This window comes from Aridibaculum aurantiacum (assembly GCF_017355875.1).
GTDB lineage: Bacteria > Bacteroidota > Bacteroidia > Chitinophagales > Chitinophagaceae > Segetibacter > Segetibacter aurantiacus.
On the sequence record NZ_JAFEWC010000001.1, the window covers coordinates 2634715 to 2658553 of the forward strand.

General features: G+C 42.5%; 23 protein-coding genes. 14 read left to right on the top strand and 9 right to left on the bottom strand.

Going from position 1 to position 23839, the window contains the following annotated elements; all coding sequences use genetic code 11:
• Positions 1-954 carry a glycosyltransferase family 2 protein gene (locus J4N22_RS11070; protein WP_207494252.1) on the bottom strand — a complete coding sequence of 318 codons (954 nt, stop codon included), beginning with the start codon at positions 952-954 and terminating at the stop codon, positions 1-3.
• Positions 955-1121: 167 nt separating this feature from the next.
• Here J4N22_RS11070 and J4N22_RS11075 point away from each other — a divergent pair, with 167 nt between their 5' ends.
• The 3 genes from J4N22_RS11075 to J4N22_RS11085 all read left to right on the top strand — a co-directional run bounded on the left by J4N22_RS11075 (position 1122) and on the right by J4N22_RS11085 (position 3679).
• Positions 1122-2003 carry a glycosyltransferase family 9 protein gene (locus J4N22_RS11075; RefSeq protein WP_207494254.1) on the top strand — a complete coding sequence of 294 codons (882 nt, stop codon included), beginning with the start codon at positions 1122-1124 and terminating at the stop codon, positions 2001-2003.
• On the top strand, positions 1997-2569 hold the full coding sequence (locus tag J4N22_RS11080) for a methyltransferase domain-containing protein (protein ID WP_207494256.1): 573 nt from the start codon (positions 1997-1999) through the stop codon (positions 2567-2569). Before J4N22_RS11075 ends, J4N22_RS11080 begins: the two co-directional genes overlap by 7 nt.
• Positions 2570-2755: 186 nt before the next feature.
• Positions 2756-3679 carry a glycosyltransferase gene (locus J4N22_RS11085; protein WP_207494258.1) on the top strand — a complete coding sequence of 308 codons (924 nt, stop codon included), beginning with the start codon at positions 2756-2758 and terminating at the stop codon, positions 3677-3679.
• On the opposite strand, the gene J4N22_RS11090 is transcribed toward J4N22_RS11085, so the two are convergent.
• Entirely contained in the window at positions 3672-4418 is a 747-nt protein-coding gene (locus J4N22_RS11090; protein WP_207494260.1) for a menaquinone biosynthetic enzyme MqnA/MqnD family protein, read from the bottom strand. The two genes, J4N22_RS11085 and J4N22_RS11090, sit on opposite strands and share 8 nt — an antisense overlap.
• A gap of 172 nt (positions 4419-4590) precedes the next feature.
• On the opposite strand from J4N22_RS11090, the gene purB reads away from it, so the two are divergent.
• Entirely contained in the window at positions 4591-5937 is a 1347-nt protein-coding gene (gene purB / locus J4N22_RS11095) for an adenylosuccinate lyase (RefSeq protein WP_207494262.1), read from the top strand.
• 24 nt (positions 5938-5961) lie between these two features.
• Complete coding sequence (locus J4N22_RS11100; protein ID WP_207494264.1) at positions 5962-6504, top strand: Uma2 family endonuclease; 543 nt, start codon at positions 5962-5964, stop codon at positions 6502-6504.
• Position 6505: 1 nt separating this feature from the next.
• Here the strand turns inward: J4N22_RS11100 and J4N22_RS11105 are convergent, their stop codons facing one another.
• The 3 genes from J4N22_RS11105 to dacB are packed head-to-tail and all read right to left on the bottom strand — an operon-like array spanning position 6506 to position 9329.
• Positions 6506-7477: a YpdA family putative bacillithiol disulfide reductase gene (locus J4N22_RS11105; protein ID WP_207494266.1), complete on the bottom strand. Its 972-nt coding sequence runs from the start codon at positions 7475-7477 to the stop codon at positions 6506-6508.
• 35 nt (positions 7478-7512) lie between these two features.
• Complete coding sequence (locus J4N22_RS11110; protein WP_207494268.1) at positions 7513-7941, bottom strand: DUF6526 family protein; 429 nt, start codon at positions 7939-7941, stop codon at positions 7513-7515.
• Between the two features lie 11 nt (positions 7942-7952).
• Positions 7953-9329, bottom strand: a complete 1377-nt coding sequence (gene dacB / locus J4N22_RS11115) for a D-alanyl-D-alanine carboxypeptidase/D-alanyl-D-alanine endopeptidase (RefSeq protein ID WP_207494270.1) — start codon at positions 9327-9329, stop codon at positions 7953-7955.
• 106 nt (positions 9330-9435) lie between these two features.
• Between dacB and J4N22_RS11120 the strand changes: the two genes are divergently transcribed.
• From J4N22_RS11120 to J4N22_RS11145, 6 genes are all read left to right on the top strand, one after another.
• Positions 9436-10692 (top strand): competence/damage-inducible protein A, encoded by a 1257-nt coding sequence (locus J4N22_RS11120; RefSeq protein ID WP_207494272.1) that lies wholly within the window; start codon positions 9436-9438, stop codon positions 10690-10692.
• A 339-nt stretch (positions 10693-11031) separates the two neighbouring features.
• Positions 11032-12435 carry a dihydrolipoamide acetyltransferase family protein gene (locus tag J4N22_RS11125; RefSeq protein WP_207494274.1) on the top strand — a complete coding sequence of 468 codons (1404 nt, stop codon included), beginning with the start codon at positions 11032-11034 and terminating at the stop codon, positions 12433-12435.
• 303 nt (positions 12436-12738) lie between these two features.
• Positions 12739-14013, top strand: coding sequence for a DUF2130 domain-containing protein (locus J4N22_RS11130; protein ID WP_207494277.1), 1275 nt, complete (start codon positions 12739-12741; stop codon positions 14011-14013).
• A complete protein-coding gene (locus J4N22_RS11135) occupies positions 14013-14948 on the top strand; it encodes a zinc-dependent peptidase (protein WP_207494286.1) in 936 nt (311 codons plus the stop codon). The genes J4N22_RS11130 and J4N22_RS11135 overlap by 1 nt, the downstream gene beginning before the upstream one ends.
• Before the next feature lie 74 nt (positions 14949-15022).
• Positions 15023-17521, top strand: a complete 2499-nt coding sequence (gene priA / locus J4N22_RS11140; protein WP_207494288.1) for a replication restart helicase PriA — start codon at positions 15023-15025, stop codon at positions 17519-17521.
• A 95-nt stretch (positions 17522-17616) separates the two neighbouring features.
• Complete coding sequence (locus J4N22_RS11145) at positions 17617-18936, top strand: agenet domain-containing protein (RefSeq protein ID WP_207494290.1); 1320 nt, start codon at positions 17617-17619, stop codon at positions 18934-18936.
• Positions 18937-18966: 30 nt separating this feature from the next.
• Here J4N22_RS11145 and J4N22_RS11150 read toward each other — a convergent pair whose 3' ends face one another.
• The 4 genes from J4N22_RS11150 to J4N22_RS11165 all read right to left on the bottom strand — a co-directional run bounded on the left by J4N22_RS11150 (position 18967) and on the right by J4N22_RS11165 (position 21650).
• Positions 18967-20169: a DUF3095 family protein gene (locus J4N22_RS11150; protein ID WP_207494292.1), complete on the bottom strand. Its 1203-nt coding sequence runs from the start codon at positions 20167-20169 to the stop codon at positions 18967-18969.
• A 91-nt stretch (positions 20170-20260) separates the two neighbouring features.
• Complete coding sequence (locus tag J4N22_RS11155; RefSeq protein ID WP_207494294.1) at positions 20261-20593, bottom strand: HepT-like ribonuclease domain-containing protein; 333 nt, start codon at positions 20591-20593, stop codon at positions 20261-20263.
• Positions 20586-20876 carry a nucleotidyltransferase family protein gene (locus J4N22_RS11160; protein WP_207494296.1) on the bottom strand — a complete coding sequence of 97 codons (291 nt, stop codon included), beginning with the start codon at positions 20874-20876 and terminating at the stop codon, positions 20586-20588. The genes J4N22_RS11155 and J4N22_RS11160 overlap by 8 nt, the downstream gene beginning before the upstream one ends.
• Before the next feature lie 105 nt (positions 20877-20981).
• Complete coding sequence (locus J4N22_RS11165) at positions 20982-21650, bottom strand: NAD(P)H-binding protein (protein WP_242692131.1); 669 nt, start codon at positions 21648-21650, stop codon at positions 20982-20984.
• Between the two features lie 31 nt (positions 21651-21681).
• On the opposite strand from J4N22_RS11165, the gene murB reads away from it, so the two are divergent.
• The 3 genes from murB to J4N22_RS11180 all read left to right on the top strand — a co-directional run bounded on the left by murB (position 21682) and on the right by J4N22_RS11180 (position 23802).
• Complete coding sequence (murB, locus tag J4N22_RS11170) at positions 21682-22698, top strand: UDP-N-acetylmuramate dehydrogenase (protein ID WP_207494299.1); 1017 nt, start codon at positions 21682-21684, stop codon at positions 22696-22698.
• A gap of 39 nt (positions 22699-22737) precedes the next feature.
• Complete coding sequence (locus J4N22_RS11175) at positions 22738-23235, top strand: hypothetical protein (RefSeq protein WP_207494301.1); 498 nt, start codon at positions 22738-22740, stop codon at positions 23233-23235.
• A gap of 84 nt (positions 23236-23319) precedes the next feature.
• The gene (locus J4N22_RS11180; RefSeq protein WP_207494303.1) at positions 23320-23802 is read left to right on the top strand and encodes a hypothetical protein; all 483 of its coding nucleotides are present in this window, start codon (positions 23320-23322) and stop codon (positions 23800-23802) included.
• Positions 23803-23839: the final 37 nt, after the last annotated feature.

Below are 23839 nucleotides of genomic sequence, written 5' to 3' on the forward strand. Positions count from 1 at the left end.
TTATTTTTTGATCCTGCTTAACAAGTAACTAAACGTCATTAAAATTTTTGATGCAATGCCGATTTTAAGTACCGAAACAGGTATATGCCTTTGAACCTGTATAATTTGTTTATGATACGCAGGCAAAGTAACAGAGGGATTGGCTTTCAACGCTTCCAATTCCGAAAGCTTCCTGATATTATAGTTCCGCATCATTCGCCAGGTGTAATCATAGTTCCAGATACGCTGCAGCAACTTCTGTTGCTGTTTTTGGAACAACAACAGGTTCTCTTTTACCACTACTTCTTTATCATGAAATACATGCGAGGTTACCTGGTCAGCGCTATATCCTACATTGATCAGTTTTTCTTTAGTAAAAGCAAACTGCGGGTACCGCTGCAGGTAGCGCATGTAGAAATCGATATCAACCAGCCACTTCATTTCCTTATCATACCATACATCTTTTGTATTGCGATGCATCATGACGCTGGGTGGGCCAATGAAGTTCTCATAGTATAAGTTAGTAGGATCCTTTTGCAGCAGCCCTGCCTGCCATTTGCTTATGTGCACCCCCCCAAACTTATCCCCTTTTCTTATGAATGATGAACCAGAAAACAAAAAAGTAGCTTTAGGATTCTCTTTGGCCAGCGATACAAATCTTTCAAGTGAGTCATTGGATGCAAACCAATCATCATCATGCATCAGTTTTATCCATTCACCGTTCGCATGTCGTATGGCTTCATTCCAATTTTCAGGAGTGCCTAAGGCAACGGGGTTTTTGATATAGATGATGGAAAACGCACATTCAAAAGTGGCAAGAAATTCCCCTACAGAAGCATCCGCACTATCATCAGTAATAACAACTTCAAAATCTTTGAAAGTCTGCTGTGATATAGAGACAAGTAGCTGCGAAAGATACTCAAGTCTTTTATAGGCAGGAATGCAGATGGAGATATAGGGTTTCTGATTCACCATGTAAGGTTTCTTTACTTAAGCAGCTCTAAAAAGAGACAAAGATGGAGCATTTCAATCAACTTGGTACTCGGTCTAACCAAACTCCTTTCGTTATAGCGAATGTTTTTATTCGGTCTTAAATGCTTCCCCTTTATTTTTGGACAACTAATATGTAGAATAGCAAGTTTATGTTCAGTTTCAAAATCAAATATCTTATTCGAAAAAGACAAATAGGAGATGTTCTTTGGATTGAACCTGTAATTAGGCAACTTGCCACACGTTATAAAAAGGTATATGTATACACCAAATACAACGAATTATTTGAAAATTATCCTCTTCCAAATGTTGTATTCAAAACTAAATTAAACCTTCTTGAAAAGGTTTTAAGTCGGGTTGAATCTTTTTTTGGAACGAGAAGATGGTTTATTAATCTTGATATGGCATATGAGAATTCGCCTGAAAAGCATTTTCTTAATGCATACCAACAAAAAGCTGGGCTACCATGCACTGAAGAATATCCTCAACTTTTTTTAGGCAATGAGGATAATAAAGGCAACCTTAAAATGCCCAAAGACTATGTTGTAATTCATCTTGAAAGTTTATCTGACAAGAACTATAGAAAAGTCTTTGGGGTGAATTGGGAGGAAGTAGTTTTATACCTGAAGAACCGTGGATTCAAAATATATCAAATAGGTAAATCACCAGAAAAGATAGAAGGCACAGAAGTTCTGAAGACTAGTATAAGAGAGATGATTGGCATCATCAGTAATGCATCTATGTTTATTGGGATAGACTCTGGGCCAAGTCATATAGCTGCAAGTCTTAAAGTGCCCTCTCTCGTATTTTTTGGCGCTGTGAATCCCATTACACGACATTTTCCTTCTTTGTTTAAGGGACGGTTTCTACAACAATCATGTGAGTTTGCAGGCTGCTACCATTCAACCATCAATACTGAGGGTCCAGAGTGCAGGCTGGTAGGACCAGGAGGAATTCCAAAGTGTTCCCTTCATTCATCTACATTTGTCGTTCAACAAATTGAGTTACTAATACGCGAATATCATTTATGTTAGAAAAATTTTTAAGAAAGGTAAAGCGCAAACTAGGAATAAAAGAAATATATCCTTCAGAGACTTCAAAGGTAAGACACTTAGTTATCAACTATTGCCAGGGTCATGGATGCGACATTGGTTTTGGTGGTGATAAAGTCAAAAAAGAAAATTGTTTAGGCATTGACTATGCTCAACCATATGCATATACTGGTAAGGATAAAGTAGACATTGCATGTGACGTAATGAAGGAGAAAATCCCTGTTCAAGATGACACCTTTGATTATGTTTATTCAAGCCATCTCATAGAAGATTTCGTTGACACAACAGCTGCTTTAAAGGAATTCATCAGGATACTTAAAAGTGAAGGAAATCTAATTCTGGTATTTCCAGATCAAGTAAAATATGAGGCACATTGCCTCAAAACAGGGCAGCCTCTCAACACACATCATATTCATGCGGATATGGGGCTACAATTTATGCTTAAAAAATTGAAGGAAGTTCCTAATATAAATTATGAACTGATTTCTGAAAGCAACTGTCAGATTGAATACAATGTTATAATGGTGTTGAAAATCCAAAAGGTTTAAGCTCTCTTAACTTTAGCCGTTATTGAAATTTTATTAATGATGATGGAGCAGCTTATTAACAATACGCAAGAAAAGACTACCAATCAACGTACCGAACATAAGGTCGCCCGTCTTCACTTTCAAACTGCTCATTACTATTAGAAACTATTTCAAAATGATTTTGTACCAAATGTATTCCGCTTCCTGATGCTCTACCCCTACAAAGCCACCATTGCCATCTGCACTTACAACCGTGCTAAGCTGCTACAGCTTTGTATAGAGAGTTTGTCGGAATTGAATTTTCCAGTTGCTGATTTTGAAGTAGTGGTTGTTGACAACAACAGCACTGACAACACCGCTGAGGTTTGTGCACAGGTGCCTGGATTGTATCCTCAACTTAACTTTCGATATGTAGTAGAAAAGCAACAAGGTGTTGGCCATACCAGGACGCGGTGTGCAAAGGAAGCGCAAGGTGAAATCGTTGCTTATATAGATGATGATTGCCTCGCAGATGAAAACTGGCTTCAATACATCGTTGACTTCTATGCGCAACATCCTGAAGCTATGTCAACCGGTGGTAAGATCGTTCCGAAATATCTCGTTCCTGTTGCGGATTGGTTTGGCAAATACTTTTGGGGATTGGTTGGCCATTACGACCAGGGCAATAAGATCTTTCAAATGAAGGGCGTTCGTTACCCCTCTGGTGCCAATATGCACTTTAGAAAAACTGCATTTGACAGGTATGGATACTTTGACGGTAACCTTGGCCGCAGTGGCAAAAGCCTGATGGCCGGAGAAGAAAAGGCCATGTACCTAAAGCTCATCAACAACAACGAAAAGGTATATTACCTGCCGCATGTTGTTGTTCACCATCATGTAGAAGGCAACAAGTTCGACAAGGCTTATGTGCGGCGCCACAGCTATGGCATTGGCGGCAGCGAACGCCTGATGAACGCCGGCAACAGCTGGAAGCTAATAAAGAAGTTTACAGAATATGTAGCCAAACTGGGTTATGCAATTGCCTATGGTTTTGGATACCTGTTCCAGGGAAAGCCGGGCAAGATGGCAATGCTGGTAAAATTCAGATGGTGGGTAATAGAAGGTTTTCTTAACCCCAATAAGACTAGGTAACATCTTTCAAAAGCTCAAGAAACTTTTCTAATCCTTTGCGTTTATCCTCCGAAAGCGTATAACTTATGTTGGCTGTGTAATAGTGGTGAAGATCATAAAACTCGTAAGGATTTTCCGTTGCCACTTTCTCTAAATGAGACAGGCCTATCCTGTTTGCCTCGTTAAACTGGTTGATGAAACACTCCGGTAATTTCTTATTGGCAACCCATGCAGCAAACACAAAAGGAAGACCTGTATAATCAATCCATGCTTCAGCAAGATCATATATGTATTTTGACTTAAGCCGTTGCTCAAAAGCTCTATCACCAATAACCACTGCTGCAGTGGTACTTGCAATTTCATCCTGGAAATCTATACCACCATCAACCAATTCAGGTTCAATTTTCCAGTAATGCTTCATAAGAATTTTCGCAAGGTTTACAGACGTCCTGCTCTGGTAATCCAGCAGTACCTTTTCAACTTTATCAATAGGAACCTCGCTAAATAAACAAACAGAAGCAACCGGCCCATCAGCTCCTATACAATAATCGGAAACTATATAATGCTCTTTCAGTTTAGGAATGATAGCAACAGGCACCAGGCCCACATCCACTTCATCGTTCAATAGCATTTCAGCAACACGTGCCGGGTAGGCTTCATAAACCTCGCTACCCTCTATATGATATCCATGTTTCCATCCATACAACAAAGGCTTCGTGTTCAGATAACTTACCGCACCTACTCTTATCTTCTTCTCCAATTCATCTACATTTGCCGCAAATATAGCACGCTACGGTTAGTGCCACTCGCTTTTGGTATCACTGATGAATGTGGATACCAGCCGCAGAACAACTATTAGGCTTCCGTTGCGTCGCACACTTGTACCAAAGAAACCATACGCAGCTACCCAACAAAACCACACTCAGCAACACATGGAACTAAACAATCTTACCGCTATATCTCCTATCGACGGCCGCTACAGGAAACAGTTATCATTCCTAGAAGAATACTTTTCTGAATATGCATTGATGAAGTACCGCGTGATCGTTGAGATTGAATATTTCATATTTCTTGCAGATAAAAAGTTCTTCAAACTTTTACCTAAACAAAAACAGCTACTCAAAAAAGTAGCTACTGATTTTAGCCTGGACGATGCGCAGCAAATAAAGCAAATTGAAGCTACTACCAACCACGATGTAAAGGCTGTTGAATATTTCTTAAAAGAACAACTGGATAAATGCGGTGCCGCTGAGTTAAAAGAATGGATACATTTTGGACTGACGTCACAAGACATCAATAATACTGCTATACCCATGAGCTGGAAAGCTTGCATGGAGCATGATTATCTGCCCACCATCATCAACCTACAACAGAAGCTTACCCAACTGGCCAGGCAATGGAAGCATGTTTCGATGCTGGCGCGTACACATGGACAACCTGCTTCTCCTACTACATTGGGCAAAGAGCTGATGGTATTTGCAGAAAGATTAGAAAATCAGGTACAGTTGTTCACGCACGTTCCATACACAGCTAAGTTCGGTGGCGCTACAGGAAACTTCAATGCTCATGCTGTTGCATTTCCTGGAAAAGATTGGGTGAAACTGGCGAATGCTTTTGTTGAAAATTCTCTTGGATTACAACGTGTTCAGTTTTCTACGCAGATAGAACACTATGATAATTTGGCTGCTCATTTTGATTCGATCAAACGTATCAACAACATTCTGGTTGACCTTTGCCGCGATATCTGGACCTATATCAGCATGGACTACTTTAAGCAGAAAACCAAAGCTGGTGAAGTAGGCAGCAGTGCAATGCCACATAAGGTAAATCCTATTGATTTTGAAAATGCAGAAGGAAATCTTGGAGTAGCCAATGCTTTACTGGAACATCTTTCAGCCAAACTTCCTGTAAGCAGGCTACAGCGCGACCTGACGGATAGCACAGTTCTTAGAAATATTGGTGTACCGGTTGCCAATACTTTGCTTGCAATAAAATCAATCGAAAAAGGATTGGATAAACTGCTGCTGAACGAAGTAAAAATAAAAGATGACCTGGATAACAACTGGGCTGTGGTAGCTGAGGCTATTCAAACTGTTTTAAGAAGAGAGAATTACCCGCAACCATACGAGGCGCTGAAAGAACTAACCCGTGGAAAAGCATCTATCACCAAAGATGATATTCAACAATTCATTGGCAGCTTAAAGGTGAATAGCACCGTGAAGAAAGAACTAAAAGCAATTACACCACATAATTACATTGGTGTTACGCCTGGTTTTTGATGATGGTATTGTGTAACTTTAGTTATGCCACAACAGGAAACATATCTACCCAGGTACACCTACAACGACTACCTTAATTGGGAAGGCAGGTGGGAGTTAATAGAGGGCCATCCAATTGCTATGAGTCCTCTGCCGGTGCCTGAGCATCAACGAGTAGCTGCTGAAATCAGGTTCCAATTTATGCTGGCGCTAAAAGCTTCAAAATGTTCTGACTGTAGAGCTTATGATCCACTGGATTACAAAATAGATGAAGACACTATTGTGCAACCAGACATCTTAATCGTATGTGGCAAAATCCAAAAGAAGTTTCTTGACTTCACCCCTAAGCTTGTAGTTGAAGTATTGTCACCGGCAACTATGATCAAGGATAAGAACAAAAAGTTTCAACTGTACGAACAGGAAGGAATACCATACTACCTGTTGGTGGATATCGATAAAAAGCAGGTTGACATTTACAAGCTTGAAAATGGTAAGTACAAGTTGGAAACCGACAAAGACAACTACCAGTTTGAATTAGGAGATGATTGCAGAATTACTCCTCAACTACAAGATATCTGGAACGACTGATTTATTGCTTTACAATATTGGCTATAATCTTCTCCGCATGCTCCCTTGAGTTTTCAATGAACAATCTATGTGTATTCATTCCGCCGCAGATAACACCAGCCAGGTAAATACCTGCTACATTGGTTTCATGTGTATCTTCATTATAAGCAGGCTTGCGCACTTCATCGTCTGATAATTCTATTCCAAGCTTTTCAAGAAACGAAAGATCTGGTTGATATCCCGTCATTGCAAGTACCCAATCATTAGCAATGGTAACCGGACCTGCAGGCGTTTGTATATCTACTTCATTTTCTCTTATTTCAGTAATAGCAGAGGAGAAATAAGCCTGTATAGATCCTTCTTTAATGCGGTTCTCAATATCTGGTTTCACCCAATATTTTACACGGTTACTGATCTCTTCACCTTTAACAACCATGGTCACTTCGGCACCTTTTCTCCATGTTTCAAGAGCCGCATCTACGGCAGAGTTAGCAGCGCCTACCACTACTACTTTCTGAAAAGCATAATAATGCGGATCATCATAGTAATGCTTCACTTTCGGCAGCTCCTCCCCTTTCACATTCAGCAGGTACGGTATATCATAAAAGCCAGTAGCAATGATGATATTGCGAGCTGCATAACTCCCTTTTGATGTAGTTATAATGTAATGGTCATCCTCTTTCTTAGTTGTTATTACACGTTCAAAAAGTCTTACCTGAATACCTCCGGCAATAGCTACACGGCGGTAATATTCTAAAGCTTCATTCCTGCCTGGTTTAGCATGGGTGCTAACGAATGGTATACCGCCAATCTCCAATCTTTCACTGGTAGAAAAGAAACCCATATTTACCGGGTAGTTATAAATGGAATTTACAAGCGTTCCTTTTTCAATGATGAGATAATTTAAGCCTGCCTTCTTGGCTTCAAGCCCACAAGCCAAGCCAATAGGCCCACCACCTACAATCACTACATCCAATACTGGTCTGCTATCCATTCTTGTTCAATTTGATGATTGGAGGCAAGCAATACTTATACCCTGTGATGATCAGCCTTCCAGTTTGAAATGGCTTGCTTGATCTGCTTATTAGAAAGTCCTTCTGCAGCAGCACGCGCAGCAAGTTGAGGGAACTCTGCATCCGGCGCAAAACGCAAAGCAATTATTTGTCCCATCCGTAAACGAGGATCCAATGGTTTTTGCGTAAGTACAAAATGCCGCAGGTTCTCTTCAGCACGAATGGCGCGATCCTGTGCTTTTAAAGCAAAAAGTCGTGCATGAAAAGCAATGCTCAGCAACAACACAGACATCAGGAGAATGAGTGAAGCCGAGTACAAATTATCGCCTGAGCTATTCACCAGGTTCATAATAGCACCTACTACTGTAGCTACTAAAGGCAATACTGTTAGGATGTGAAACGAGAAAGAGATCCGTGAATGGTTCTTAAAGTTCTGGGAAGACATTAGTTGCTGGTTTATTTAAGTACATCAAGCACACGCCACATTTTACGTTGTATGTCGGCATGCGATCCATTATAATTGTTTACAATGATTGCAAATATATAATCGCCTGAATAACCAGTGAAGCTTTTAACGCCTGCCATTGTACCACTCTTCATTCTCATGCCATTGATATCAGGCAAGCCATCATGAAAAGATGAGAACCACGACTGCTTTCTTGCGTATTGCATTGCTTTCGTCAACGCTTCAGCAGTCAGCCTGTTCTTTGGCGACAGGCCACTGCCATCATACATACGCAAAGCTGTTTCTTCTATACCGTTCGCCTGGTGAAGTTTTTTAACGACATCAATTCCACCAGAAGTAGATCCTACTTTCTTTTTCTCATAATCCAAAGCTTTTAAAAAAGCTTCTCCATAAAGGTTCACGCTCTTTTTTAGAAACCAATAATTGAGGCTATCAAGTGGTGGCGAAAGATGCGTATGTATCACCTTGATAATTGCGGGTAGTTTAACATCAGCTTTTTCATCCATGCCGGCTATGGCCTCGCCCATACCTTTCGATGCTAACACAATAGAAAATGCATGCGACAAATGATGGGCAGCATTGGGCATTGAACCAGAGATGGTGAAAGATGATTGTCCAGGAGGAATGGTGCCACGCAGGTAAGCCGTAAATTGCCCTGGAGCACGATATATGTATGCATTATCACCACTACCCGAAGGGCCTGCAGTAAGTTCATTGATGAATGTATTACCAAACAACATCGGTTCTGTTCCTATCACCTTAACAGCGTCTCCTGGTTTACCCGATGAAAGTTTGATATCATATTGGTTTTCGCGCCAGTTGAAACCACTTGCTCCAGCACCATAATAGTTTCCCATATCATCATATGTCCATCCGTCTGGTACAGCCTGGCTTTCCCAGTTCTTATCATACACTATCACCTTACCATTGATCTTCTTTATTCCTGCAGCTTCAATAGCTTTTATCCAGTTATTCATTACCACCTCTTCTTTAGTAGAAGCATAGCGCCAACTGCCTAAGCTCGGATCTCCATAACCAATCACATAAAGATTACCATTCAGTACTCCATTAGCAATGGTTCCATCATGAGCCAGTTCAGTTTTAAATCGATAACCAGTGCCTAATGTTTCAAGTGCAGTTGTACTGGTTATAACTTTTTGACTGCTTGCAGGCGTTAAACCTATCCTGCCATTGTGGTTGAAAACTGTTGCTCCCGTCTTGCTGTTCATCACGTACAAGCTCACAATGCCATTGCGCAATTGTCCATCCGCCTCAAAAGAGGCAACAGCAGATTGAAGTTTTTGCGAAATCGTCTGCGCCTGTAAAGTAGTGCCTGCCAAAAATCCTATCAACAATAATAATCTCATAGTTGTATATACATTGCGCTAAAAATAGTGGATGCATTTGGAAAGCATAGTTTTTGGTTGATTATGAATTGTGAAGATTTGCTCCCGCTTTACTTTTAAATTATATATGACAAATAAAATCAACGCTTCTATCATCACCATTGGCGATGAATTACTGATAGGACAAACCATAGACACCAATAGTGCATGGATGGGTCAACAACTGAATAAGGCCGGTGTATGGGTAAGAAGACGTGTGGCAGTAGGCGATGTATGGGATGATATATGGAATGCGCTGGACGAAGAAAGCAAACATGCACAGATAATCTTCATTACCGGCGGCTTAGGACCCACAGCTGATGACATCACAAAGCCATTGCTATGTAAATATTTTGGTGGGCAGTTGGTAACAGATGAGGGTGCATTAGAAAATGTAAAGGCAATTTTTCTGAAGTACCTGAACCACCCGTTACTGCCATCAAACCTGAAGCAGGCAGAGGTGCCGGATGTATGTACTGTTTTACAAAATAAAAGAGGCACTGCGCCGGGAATGTTGTTTCAAAAAAATGACATCATCTACATCAGCATGCCGGGTGTACCGCACGAGATGAAAGGTATGATGGAAGATTATGTGCTGCCGCAACTGGCACAGTGGTTTCAGCTGCCTGCGGTGGTTCATCGTACTTTACTAACAGCAGGCATTGGTGAATCTTTTCTAGCAGAAAGAATAAAAGATTTTGAAGCGGCTCTGCCTGCACACATCAAGCTGGCGTACCTGCCAAATTATGGAATGGTTCGCCTAAGGCTGACCGCTACAGGTGAAGATGTACAGGCCATCACACACGATGTAGACATACTTTTTGAAAACTTACAGCAACAGTTACAGGATGTACTAGTAGTTAATGAAGACATCACTATAGAAGAAGCTATTGGCCGCATGCTGGCTGCAAGAGGCAAAACTGTAACCACTGCTGAAAGCTGTACCGGTGGTTATATTGCCCATCTCCTTACCAGCATTGCCGGTTCTTCCGCTTATTATAAAGGTGGTGTGGTTAGCTATGCCAATGAATTAAAAGAAACAATGTTAGGTGTTAAGCCGACTACATTGCAAGCTCATGGCGCAGTAAGCGAAGAAACAGTGACAGAAATGGCTGAAGGTGCATTGCAGGCAATTGGATCGGACTATGCGATTGCAGTCAGCGGTATCATGGGGCCAGGTGGTGGCAGTGAAGAAAAACCAGTAGGTACGGTCTGGATTGCAGTAGCATCCGCAGGTATGGAAACGGTGAGGCAAAAGTTTTCGTTCCGCTTCGACAGGCGAAGGAATATAGAGATGACTGCCATGAACGCAATAATGATGCTGCGGAAGGTTTTGGTTGCTTAAGGTTTGGGTATGAGTTGATAAGTCGATAGGTTGATAAGTTCATTGGGCTGATAAAATCAGGTTTAATAGTTTTAGAATTCCAATCCAACAATCAAAATTTAAAATTCAAAATAAACGTTTCTCTCTCTGCTTCAAAACCTCCTCACGAATTCCATTTTCCATTTTCAGCTAAAACGAACATCTTTGCAACGTTCTGATGATGAGGCACTGCTGTTAGTTGAGTGATGACCAGTGAACAGGAACTACGATAGCAGCAAGTTGCAACCACCGCAGCACAAGGATGAAAATAAATAACACGATTGCCGGCAACAAATTGCCAATTGAAATAAAACAAAACCTATGGCCTTAGTTGATCTTGTAATGCCTAAACTAGGCGAAAGTATAATGGAAGCTACCATTCTGAAATGGACAAAGAAACCTGGTGAGCAGGTAAAACAGGATGAGACGTTACTTGAAATTGCAACTGATAAAGTGGACAGCGAAGTACCTTCTACAGCTGAAGGTGTGGTAGCTGAGATCCTTTTCCAGGAGAACGATGTAGTACCTATTGGTACTGTTATAGCTCGTATAGAAACCAACGCAAATGGTGCTGCCTCTCCTGCTCCACAGGCTGCACCGGCCCAGGCACCACAACAAAATACTGAAGAAGAAAAAGCAGCAGAAGAAGTGCCTTTTGTACAAGCTGCCTCATCGCCGGCTCCTGCACCTTCAGGAACAAACAACAAATTCTACAGCCCATTGGTGCTGAACATTGCCAATAGCGAAGGCGTATCAATGAGCGAACTAGAGAAAATTCCGGGTACAGGCAATGAAGGAAGGGTTACCAAAAAAGATATTCTCCAGTATGTACAAGATAAAAAATCAGGTAAAGCCCCTGCCCAGCAAGAGCAGCCACAACAACAGGCGCAACCGCAGCAGCAGGCAGAACAGCCTAAAGCCGATACTTCTGTAGCGGCACCTCCTGCTTCAGCTCCTATGGCGCCAGCCGTTATAGAAGAAAAAGCACAACCTCAAGAGTACACTGCTCCTACTGGTAATGTAGAAATCATAGAAATGGATCGCATGCGCAAGATGATTGCCAAGCACATGGTGATGAGCAAGGCAACCAGCCCGCACGTTACCAGCTTTGCTGAAGCAGATGTGACCAACATGGTGGTATGGCGCAACCGCGTAAAGAGCCAGTTCGAGAAGCAAGAGGGCACGAAGATTACCTTCACACCGCTATTCATCGAGTGCATCACCAAAGTGATCAAGCGCTTTCCTTACATCAACTGCTCTGTAGAAGGTGATCGCATCATCCTAAAAAAAGACATCAATATAGGAATGGCTACTGCCTTACCTAGTGGTAACCTGATCGTTCCGGTTATACGCAATGCAGATTACCTGAACCTGGTTGGCCTGAGCAAATCTGTCAATTCACTTGCTGATAGTGCCCGCAACAACCGCCTGAAACCAGACGATACTGCAGGTGGCACTTTCACTATGACCAACGTTGGCACCTTTGGAAGCCTGATGGGAACTCCAATCATCAACCAGCCACAGGTAGCTATACTTGCTGTCGGCGCTATAAAAAAACGTCCGGTAGTTTTAGAAACCCCTGAAGGTGATGCCATAGGAATTCGTCACATGATGTACCTGTCGCTTAGCTACGACCACCGCGTAGTTGATGGCAGCATCGGCGCCAGCTTCCTTACTGAAGTAGCTAAGGAATTTGAAAACTGGGACATCAACCGCAAATGGTAGTTAATAGCAGCAACTGCTGCAGGTAAATAACTTGTTTGTTTGATAAGCCATCAATTTGTTGATGGCTTTTTTTATGTCACTAGTTTGCTACCATTCTCCTGTTTCCGTTGCGCATTTATCCAAAGTATGGCTGCTACTCCTGATGTACAATAGCATTTAAGGCTTCTACTTAATTGAATTTCTGTAACATGCACTTTTACATTTACCTACAGCTGAGTTATAAACACCGTGTGGTAAAACAAATCATCAACATTTTCTACATATTCAGTAGTATTGCTAATACTTTTAGTAAAACTGCACGTTATGTCCACATTAATGATTAGTTGCCCAAGTTGCCTCGCCAAGTTTGAACCAGGAGAAGCTTTCATGAAAGATTTTGAAACACAGGCTCGCCAAAAAATGGCGACGGAATGGCAAAAGCTAAAGGCGGAAGTAGACAAAGACAAACTAGCCATTCAACAACAGAAAGAACAACTGGCAAAACAACAGCAGCAGCAGGAGCAGGAAATTCAACACCGATTACAGGTAGAAAAGCAAAAGCTGCAGCAGGAACTGCAGGATAGCATCCGCAAATCTGTAGCCTCAGATTTTGAGAACCAGCTAAAGATGCTGCAACAATCGCTGAACGATGGTGAAGAGAAGCTGAAGGAAGCAAGACGTAAAGAGCTGGAATTCATGCAGAAAGAGCAGGCACTTAAAGTAAAGCAGGAGGAGCTGGAGCTGGAAATGCAAAAACGTTTTATGCAGGAAAGAGAGAAACTTTCGGTAGAAATCCGCGAGGTGGAGAAACTGAAGATACAGCAGATAGAAGATGAGTTTAAGCTACGGCTTGCAGAGAAAGAGAAACAACTGGAGGACCAGAAGAAGCTGGCAGAGGAAATGCGCCGCAAAGCTGAACAAGGCAGCATGCAACTGCAGGGTGAGGTCCAGGAGCTGATGCTGGAAGAGATCCTGCGCACCGGTTTTCCATTTGATAAAATAGTACCTGTGGGCAAAGGAGTACGTGGTGCAGATTGTATCCAGGTGGTATGCAACCCCTTTGGTAACGAGTGTGGGAAGATCATTTACGAGAGCAAGCGTACCAAAGACTTTGCCAACGACTGGATAGATAAACTGAAAGCGGATATGCGTTCGCAGGGTGCAGATATTGCAGTAATTGTAACTCAGGCTCTGCCCAAAGACATGGAAAGGTTTGGTGAAAAAGATGGTGTATATATCTGCACATTTGCTGAAGTAAGAAGCCTTTCTGCTGTTCTCCGTACAAGTATTCAAAAGGTTTTTGCACTTACCTGTAGCCAGGAAAACAAGGGTGAAAAGATGAACATGCTGTACGACTATCTCACCAGCAATGAATTTGCAGAGCAGTGGAACGCGATCAGGGAAGGTTTTATGAGCATGCGCATGAGCATTCAAAAAGAGCGCGATGCAATGGAGCGGCTATGGAAAGCACGTGAAAAGCAGTTGGAAAAAGTGTTGCTGAATGCGGCACACATCCGTGGTTCTATAGAAGGTATAGCCGGGGCCGATGCAGTGAACCTGAACCTGCTGGAAGAAAATGACACCATACTGGTAGATTAATGCTACTTATTCAATATAACCAGACTACAGAGCCATCAGGTGGTTTAGACGCCTTGTTAGGATGCATCATTTTTGGTTGCGTGATCTATGCACTTGCTGCCACTATTCATTATTTAGAAGCCAGGCACCGCAGGATCGGCTACCAAAAACATATTATCCAGGCGCAGCCCGACTACCTGGTGTACTATGGCTGGAACCTCGGCATCAAAAGGCCGGAGATAGAAAAGATCCTGAACAAATATTTCCCTTACTACCAGTCGCTGAGTGAGCCGCTCAAGTTCCGGTTCACCAGGCGGCTGGAGAATTTCATGAGCGAAAAGATCTTCATCATCCGCCACCACGAAGGTTTTAAAGAAATGCCGGTGCTGATGAGCGCAGCTGCCATCCAGATAAGCTTTGGGCTTAAGCGGTACATGCTGCCTTTCTTCCGGTACATACAAATACATCCCGAAGCCTACTTTGCTGACGATTCTTTGCGCATACTGGCTGGCCATGTGCAGGGGCAAACAATTACGGTAGCTTGGAATCATTTTCTAACCAACTACCAATATGCCGACGGTATAAATGTAGGACTGCACGAAATGGCGCATGCTCTTTATTACCAGCACATGATTGCAGACCTGATGAAGCACCGACCTTTTGTTGACAACTTCAACGAAGTGATGGAGAGATGCGAGAAGAATTACTACACCGCCAGGATGAACGCGCACCAGCTTTTTACCGATAATGCTTTCAAGGATCTACAGGAGTTTTGGGCTGAAAGCCTGGAGATCTTCTTTGAAAAACCTGTGCAGATGAAGCTTTTCTACCCTGATCTTTTCCAGGGATTGTGTACCCTGCTACAGCAGGACCCAGCAAACAAACGCACACCACTTTTACAAGGTGAGAGGAAGATCTGGCAGCAGCTACCTTTTCTCAACAGGAAGATTGCATGAGGATTTAAAAATGAAGCTGTTATAGTTGCTGCTCAACCTCGTTTTACAAGTACTTCCTTCTTATTTTGCACTTCATGAACGCGGCTCCAGAAACCAGTGAAACTCTTTTTCCTGCTAAACAACAATTGTATGCAGAGGTTATTGTGCCACTGGCGCTTCCGAAAAACTACACCTGGGCTATACCATCGCACCTGCAGAAGGCGATACAGCAGGGTTGCCGGGTAGAGGTCGGATTAGGCAAGAACAAGCGTTACGCAGGTATTGTAAAAATCATTCACGATCAAAAGCCGGCTGCTTTCACACCTAAAGAGATTATAAACCTCCTGGATGCTGATCCACTCGTTTACCCCGTACAACTACAACTATGGGAGTGGTTGGCGGATTACTACATGTGTACAGAAGGAGAAGTGATGCAGGCGGCGCTGCCTTCGCACCTCAAGTTGTCGAGCGAAACTATCCTGTCTTATAATGAAGAATTTGGTGAGGATTATTCCAATCTGGGTGATGAGGAATACCTGGTAACTGAGGCGCTGCAAATAAAAAAGGAGTTGAAGCTAAGCGAGGTGCAACAGATACTGGATGCATCGCACGTATACCCGGTGATAAAGAAACTGATCGAAAAAGGGGTATGCGTGGTTTGGGAGGCGCTAAAAGAAAAATACAAGGAGAAAAAGGAGACCTATGTTCTGCTCCATCCTGACTATCACACCGAGCAAAACCTGGCAACACTGCTAAACGACTGGAGCAAGAATAAAGCTCCAAAACAATTAGAATTGTTGCTGGCTTACCTGCACCTGATGAAAACAGCAGGTGAAGTAACACAACCTGAATTGTTGAAAAAAGCCAATGCAACTGCGGCGCATTTAAAAGGACTGGCTGATAAGCATATCCTGAAACTGGAAAAGCGTTCGCTGGACCGGCTGCCTGGTTTGCCTAAAGATGTGAAGATTGATTTTGAACTATCAAAAGTACAACAACATGCTGCAGCAGAAATTCAGCAGTCATTGATGGAAAAGCCGGTGTGCCTGCTGCAGGGAGTTACTTCAAGTGGCAAAACACAGATATACATCAAGCTTATTGAGCAGGTGATAAAAGAAGGCAAGCAGGTATTGTATATGCTGCCGGAGATAGCCCTTACGGCACAGATCATCCGCCGGCTGCAGATCTATTTTGGCGGCTATATCACCATCTATCATTCAAAATTCAACCCGAACGAGCGGGTGGAGATATGGAATAAGATAAGAAGCGGAGATACCAAAGTGGTGCTCGGAGCACGCTCATCGCTTTTCCTGCCTTTCAAAAATCTCGGGCTTGTGATTGTAGATGAAGAACATGATCCGTCCTTCAAACAACAAGATCCTGCACCGCGCTACCATGCCCGCGATGCAGCCATTTATTATGCTGCTTTATATGGCGCGCAGGTTCTGCTCGGAAGTGCTACGCCTTCTATAGAAAGTTACCACAATGCCAAAACAGGCAAATACGGGTTTGTTCATCTAACGCAGCGGTATGGAAATGTTCAACTGCCGGAGATAGAGATCGTTGATGTAAAAACCATTTTTCCACGGGATAAAGAAAAAATATTGCTAACCCCTCCCCTGCTGGGCGCCATCTTCGATGCTTTGGAGCAAAAGAAGCAGGTGATACTTTTCCAGAATAGGCGTGGCTATGTGCCGTACCAGCTCTGTGGCACCTGTGGATGGATTCCTCAATGCGAACAGTGCGACGTTACCCTCACCTATCACAAAGCAAAGAACCGGCTGCAGTGTCACTATTGCGGCAGCTCGTACCCGGTAGTTATAACCTGTGCAGCATGCGGCAGCCACAATTTTGTTCAAAAAAGCTTTGGTACCGAAAAGCTGGAAGAGGCGCTGGTGGAGGCTTTCCCACAAGCCAAAGTTGCCCGCATGGACTACGACAGCATTAAAGGCAAGAATGACCACGATGCTCTTATAAAGCTTTTTGAGCAGCAGAAAATAGACATTCTTGCAGGTACACAGATGGTGGTAAAAGGACTAGATTTTGAACATGTAAACCTGGTGGGAATTGTGGATGCAGATGGCATTTTGAATTTTACTGACTTCAGGGTAAACGAAAGAGGCTTCCAGCTAATGGAGCAGGTTAGCGGTCGGGCAGGCAGGCGCGGCGACCGTGGTAAAGTGCTGATACAGGTAAGCAAAACAGATCATCCTGTATTGAAGTTTGTACAGGAGCACGATTATGATAAAATGTACCAGTACGAGATCGAGAACAGGAAGATGTTCTTTTACCCGCCATTCTCACGCATCATCCAGGTGACGTGCAAGCACAAGGAAAAGAACATTGCTGAGGAAGCAGCCAACATAATGGCGCAATTCCTGAAAACGAAATATGAAAAGTACTTAAGTGGACCAGCCGAACCAGTGATCAACCGGGTGCGAAACCAGTACCTGTTTGAGATATTACTGAAACTACCGCGACAGGCACAGCTTATTAAAGAATGCAAGCAGGAGATACTGCAACAGGTAGTCATCATCCAAAGCAACAAACGCTACCGCAGCGTTAGCATCATACCAGATGTGGATGCTAATTAAGATGGCTAATGTATGAAAGCTACTGGTACAGCTTCGAACAAAGTGGTTTTCAAATCATAATTTTTTCTACTTTCAACCCCTCCAAAAAATTTACCATGGTTAGAAAATTTTACCTGCAACTCCTGCTGTTAATCTTTGGTTTCTTTTCTGCACTTCAATCTTTTGCTCAAGAACTAAAGGTTGGAACACGAGTGGAAATATCTTATTCTGGTAGCTGGTACAAAGGCAGCATCCTGCAAGTAAAAGGAGATGAATATTACGTGAAGTATGATGACTACAGTGATGTCTGGAATACATGGGTTAAGGCCGACAAATTACGCGTACTCACAACTGCTACACCTACGGCCCATCAAGTTGGTACTTCAGCCTTTGCTGCAGGAGCGATGGTTGAATATTTCACAGATAACAAATGGTATCCTGGAAAAATATTGGAAGTAAAAGATAACAAGTACAAGTTTAGGTACGATGAATACAGTAGTGTATGGGATGTATGGGTAAATGCCGACAGGCTGCGGCCACGCAATGGCAACGGAAGCAATACAGGTGGAGCAGGTAATACAGGCAACTTAGGTAATAACGGGAACAGTGGTACCGGCGGCGGTAATGGTACAGGTTCTGTTACGCCAGCAACTACTTATGCTGCCGGCGAAATGGTGGACATTTTTTCTGATGGCAGATGGTATTACGGTAAAGTTCTGCAGGTAAAAGACGGAAAGTATTTTATTACTTATGACAACTTTAGTCGTGCCTGGGATACCTGGGTTACAGCTGAAAAGCTTCGTAAGCCTGCACCAAAAGTGCATCGGCTAAATGCTACAAAAGAAGTAGAAGCAAGAGGTTATGGTACAGCAACCGGTTTTCCTCGTTTCAAAGTTGGAGATAAAGTGATAGCAAAACAAGCAGGAAATACGTGGCGCTATGCCATTATAAAAGAAATAGGAAAGAAAGGAACCATTTTCGACAAACAATATGTAACCGTGGAGCTGGATGAATATACAGGAGATGAAGTTGGCACCCGGAACTATACCTGGCACGAAGACGTTGCTGGCTTGGTAAGGGAGCCGTGGTGGACACAAAAATACCAAGGTGTTTGGGAAATACGCATACCAGTAGCAATGATAGACAGAACGGATGGATATAAAGTAACCACTACAGTTACTGGTGGTGCATCTCAGCCACCACTCACCATAAATGCTAACGGCACTTATAGCTGGAAACTTTCGGGCAAAACAATAACTGGAAGATGGATACCAGCTGCAAATCACCCGGGCATTACTGTACTGAAGGGTGATGCAGGCGCTGACTGGCAGGTATACCTTGCCAATGATGCATCAACGGTTGCACATTTTAAGAAAGACATCATCTACCTGCAGGCGGAGAACCAGACTTATAAAGAAGGTTATCGATTGAAGTAAGTTGAGGCCTCAAGAAGAATGTTTTAGCTGCTACCGCCCTATTGCTGAAAGTCGCTTTTTACCTTTCAATTCTTTTGCTGCTTCAGTATAGCCACCGTCTGCTCCGTCCACAAAGTGGATGTGATTTTCATTCCTGTTACCGATGTAGCAGGTCATTACGCTTTCCCTGCTGGTAAAGTGGCCGAATACCAACCGGCCTATTTGCTCTTGCTGGTCAAGGTAGGCAACAAAAGCACTGTGTTTGATCCTGGTGGCGGAGATGATGGTGTTGATCCTGCCATCAATGGTTAATATATCTGCATTGGTAATTACCTGCTTCAGGTATTCCTGTCCACGAAGATTATTCACCTTCCAGTTGAACTTGAAGTATAACTTCCCGATAAATGTTTTTAGAAAAGTAGAAATCAAATAACTCCGCTTCCATCTACCGAACCGCACCATCATTTCCTTTTTGATCTTGTTTACGCTCAACATCAGCTTTAGTCGTTCAAAGGAAATAGGATTGCGATTTTCAATGGCTCCATATATCTCATCCATTTTTTGCAGTACATCCGCATACACTTCAGCTTGCAAAGAAGGTTTAACCGCTTCTATCAGGTAGCAAACTACTTCGTTGTCTTCCGCTATTGGTTTTATCTTATCCCACCTGCATTCAAGCCCCTCCATGTTCAGCAAAGCAGGATCATCAACCGCTGCGCCTTTTTCTTCACCGGCGCCTTTTATGATCTTTTCTGCATACTGCAGCCCATCTCCTATCACCACTGCCTTACTTATGCTATTACCAAACCGCACTTTGGCAATTCTTACTGCATGACCTGCCTCTTTGATACTTGCAATAGATAAACTTCCTGAGTGCAATTCAATATTGAAATTTTGGATGCTGTTGTTGTTATGTATCTGCAATCCTTTCAGAACATCATTTAGTATAACAGGCGGAACAAATACAGTTCCCCCATCACCCGTGAAAAAGAAAGGAATTTCGACCTCGGCATCTTTAGCTATGTTGAGAGCTACAACGAGTGAGCTGGCTGCAACAAGATTTACATCATTATGATTACCGGCACTTACGGCAGCAGTAGAATTTTTTACATCAGCGATGATCACATGCCAATCATCCGGTACATCTACAAATCCACCACTTCTAAATAATTCATGAAGGCTGCTGGTGGATGTTGGTAAGTTTTTGTAGAAATTGTTTGAGTACACCTGCAAATGGTCGTTTAGTAAGCCCATTCAAATATCTTACCTGATGAGTGCACAAAATCTGAAGCATGATAAACTTAGAAAAACATGAGAGGGATATAGTCAATTATAGATTTAATTTCTAGGGGATAGATTTAAGTTGAGCAATCAACTGCGGAACAAATGTTTCTTTGATCTGCCAAACAATTGAGTGGTCTATTCCGAAATAATCATGAACTATCCTGTTTCTAAAACCACGAATACGGTTCCAATCGATCTCAGGAAATTGTGACTTGAATTCACCAGGAAGACGGTTAGCTGCTTCACCGATTATTTCAAAATTTCGAATCACTGCATCTACTGTTTTAGCATCATTAGTGAAGGCTTCAAATGTTTGACCCACCGTGTAATCAAGTATTTTTTGTGCACTACCCAGTATATCCTCAACAAGCAGTTTAGGATTACGCTTAGACATATACAATATCTTGTTCTATAGCTTTAAAATACTTGTCTTTGATCCCCTTTCGTGACACAAGATCAACTTTCTTTTGAAGGCGCTGTTCCATGTAATTAGCAAGGTCAACAAATTCAATCCCAATAGGCTGATCAAAATCTACAATAATATCTATGTCGCTTGAAGCTGAGAAATCGTTTGTTAGGATAGAGCCAAACAATCCAATAGACTGAACATGGAACTTTTCAGCTAACTCAGGCTTGAGCTGCTGCAAAACATTTTTTATTTCTGTTAGTTGCTCCATCTACCAAATTTATGAAAGTTGCCTGGGAATATGTTTATTGGCAGTAACTCGTGGAAACCAAAAGAAAATTCATTCATTGCTTTAGGTTCCTAAGCAGCATTCTCATTAACTACGGCCTACCGCCAGTATCTCATCATAATGATAAATATGTATACCGCTTTCACTTCTGGCTGCAGCCGCTACCATGGCACGTGCTACATCTGCAGATTGAATGGCTTTATACTTTCTCCATTTACCAACAAAGAAGAAACCGATGGCTGGATAGATCAGCTTGCCTATCCCCTCGCCCAAACGTTTTTCCTTCCGCTGGCCCAGCAGCAGGCTCGGCCTGAAAATATGTAAGGCTTCAAAACCGTTTTTTGTTATAGCCTCTTCCACCTCTCCTTTTAACCGCAGGTAAAAATTACTACTAGCTACATCAGCACCTACAGACGAAACAAGTGCATATGTATGGAAGCCGGCCTGCTTACCAAAATGAGCTGCATGAACAGGAATATCAAAATCAATTTTTCGATAAGCTGCTTTATCACCTTTCACTTTGCTTTGGGTTGTACCTATACAACAAAAGATGCAGTCACCATTTCCAAGCTTTTGCCTGTAATCATCAAGGTTGTTGAAATCAACCACAACCACCTCAATCTTCTTATGCATAATATCTATAGGTTGCCTTACCAACAGCCTTACTTTTTCGTACCCATTATCTGCTATCAACTGCTGTACTACCTGTTGACCAATAAGGCCTGTAGCTCCTAATACAACTGCGGTTAGTGCCATAATTGTTTATTTTGCGCCCTACAAGAGCAGCATGCAAATTCAAGAAAATATCTCACTCAGGCCTTACAATACTTTCGGCATAGATGTAACAGCCAGGTTTTTCACTTCGTTCAATTCACTGGAATCTTTGCAGGAGTTGGTCACGTCGCCTCTCTTCAACAGCCAGCCTCACATGGTACTGGGTGGCGGTAGCAATGTATTGTTTACCTCTAACTACAATGGGCTTGTTCTAAGGAATGAACTAACGGGAATTGAGCGTGTGAATGAGGACGCTGATCATTATTATATACGCGCTGCAGCCGGCGAAAACTGGCACCAGTTTGTTCTGCACTGCATTGAAAATAATTATGCGGGAGTAGAAAATCTAAGCCTGATACCCGGTAATGTAGGCGCTAGTCCTATGCAAAACATAGGCGCTTATGGAGTAGAAATTAAGGATGTTTTTCATGAACTGGAAGCTTACTCAATTGCCAATAATACGGCAGTAATATTCAATAAAGAAGATTGTGAATTTGGTTACCGTGAGAGTGTCTTCAAAAAGAAATACAAAGGCAAGTTTATCATTACTAGCGTAACCTTCAGGCTTAGCAAACAAGCCAACTTCAATACGTCATATGGAGCTATACAGCAAGAGCTTGATGCAATGGGCGTGCAGCAGTTGAATATAGCTGCTATTTCGCAAGCTGTTATTAATATCAGGAGAAGCAAATTACCTGACCCTGCAGTGACTGGAAATGCCGGTAGTTTCTTTAAAAATCCGACTATACCTAACGAACAGTTTGAACAACTGAAACAGCAACACCCCGCCATTGTTGGTTATTCTGCCGGCACTTCGCAAACAAAAGTGGCCGCTGGATGGTTGATAGAACAAGCCGGATGGAAAGGTTATAGAACAGGTGATGCAGGATGCCATCCTAAGCAAGCGCTGGTGTTGGTAAACTATGGCCACGCCACAGGCAACCAGGTTTATGCATTATCCGAGGAGATCGTACAAAGTGTGCAAGATAGGTTTGGCATAATCCTAGAGAGAGAAGTAAATATTATTTAACTGCGGCATACGCATTCATTGTACATGTAAAAATTGTTTATGAGAAAATTCTTATTAGTATCCTCTGTTCTTTTAGGTCTTTCTATTTCTTCTTCAGCACAAATTCAGGATGGCGTTGTAGACCAGAAACCTGCAAAAGTTGTTTTTGTAGAAGCTGGTGGTCCTGGGCTCCTTTCGATTAACTATGACATGCGCCTTGGAAAGCGTAAAGATGGCTTTGGTGTACGGGCAGGTGTTGGCGGATGGTCACTGAAAGATTCAAGATTGCTTTTTGTTCCTATTGGTGCCAATTATATAACCAGTAAAAATCAACGTGATTATTTTGAAGCAGGCGCCGGCTATTCTATTGTAAGTAATAGCAGTGCACTGCCTGGTGAAACAGGACCATTCAAAAGATCGTTTGGCTACCTGAATATTGGTTATAGAAAACAACCCTCCGACGGTGGATGGTTTTATAAAGCAGCTCTTGTCCCGGTTTTTGGTGATGGTTTCTTCTGGCCATATTGGGTTGGCGCAGGCCTGGGTTATACTTTCTAATTGTCTTAATTTAAAGAACTAGTAAAAATATTTTTTAGTGCAGCGGATTTGTCCTTATCATTGTTTTACCAAAAACTCAACATGATGAAAAAAACAATCCTAACTGCATTTTTGCTAGCTACTATTATCACCGTACAAGCACAATCTCGTTCCGACGAAGGGTTTGCTCCTCCTGCCAAAGTTGTATTTGCTGAATTGGGTGGTCCTGGTATTGCTTCTATCAACTACGATATGCGCTTCAAAGGAGAAGGTGGTTTAGGTTTTAGAGCGGGCCTTGGTGGTTTCAATGTAGATGGCGGATCTTTAATCCTTGTACCGGTTGGTTTGAATTACATTGCCAGCAGGGATCAACGCAACTATATTGAAATCGGAGGTGGTATCACTCCTGTAATTGCTAAATCAGAAGGTGATGATCCTTTGACTGCTACTTTCGGTCACCTGAACATTGGTTATAGATTACAACCAGCTAATGGTGGTTTCTTCTTTAGAGCTGCTATCAACCCATTGATCGGTAGCGGGTTTTTCTGGCCTTTTTATGGTGGCGTTGGTTTCGGATATAAATTCTAAAACTGGAAAAGTATTTATGAAAACGGCTGGTAAATTA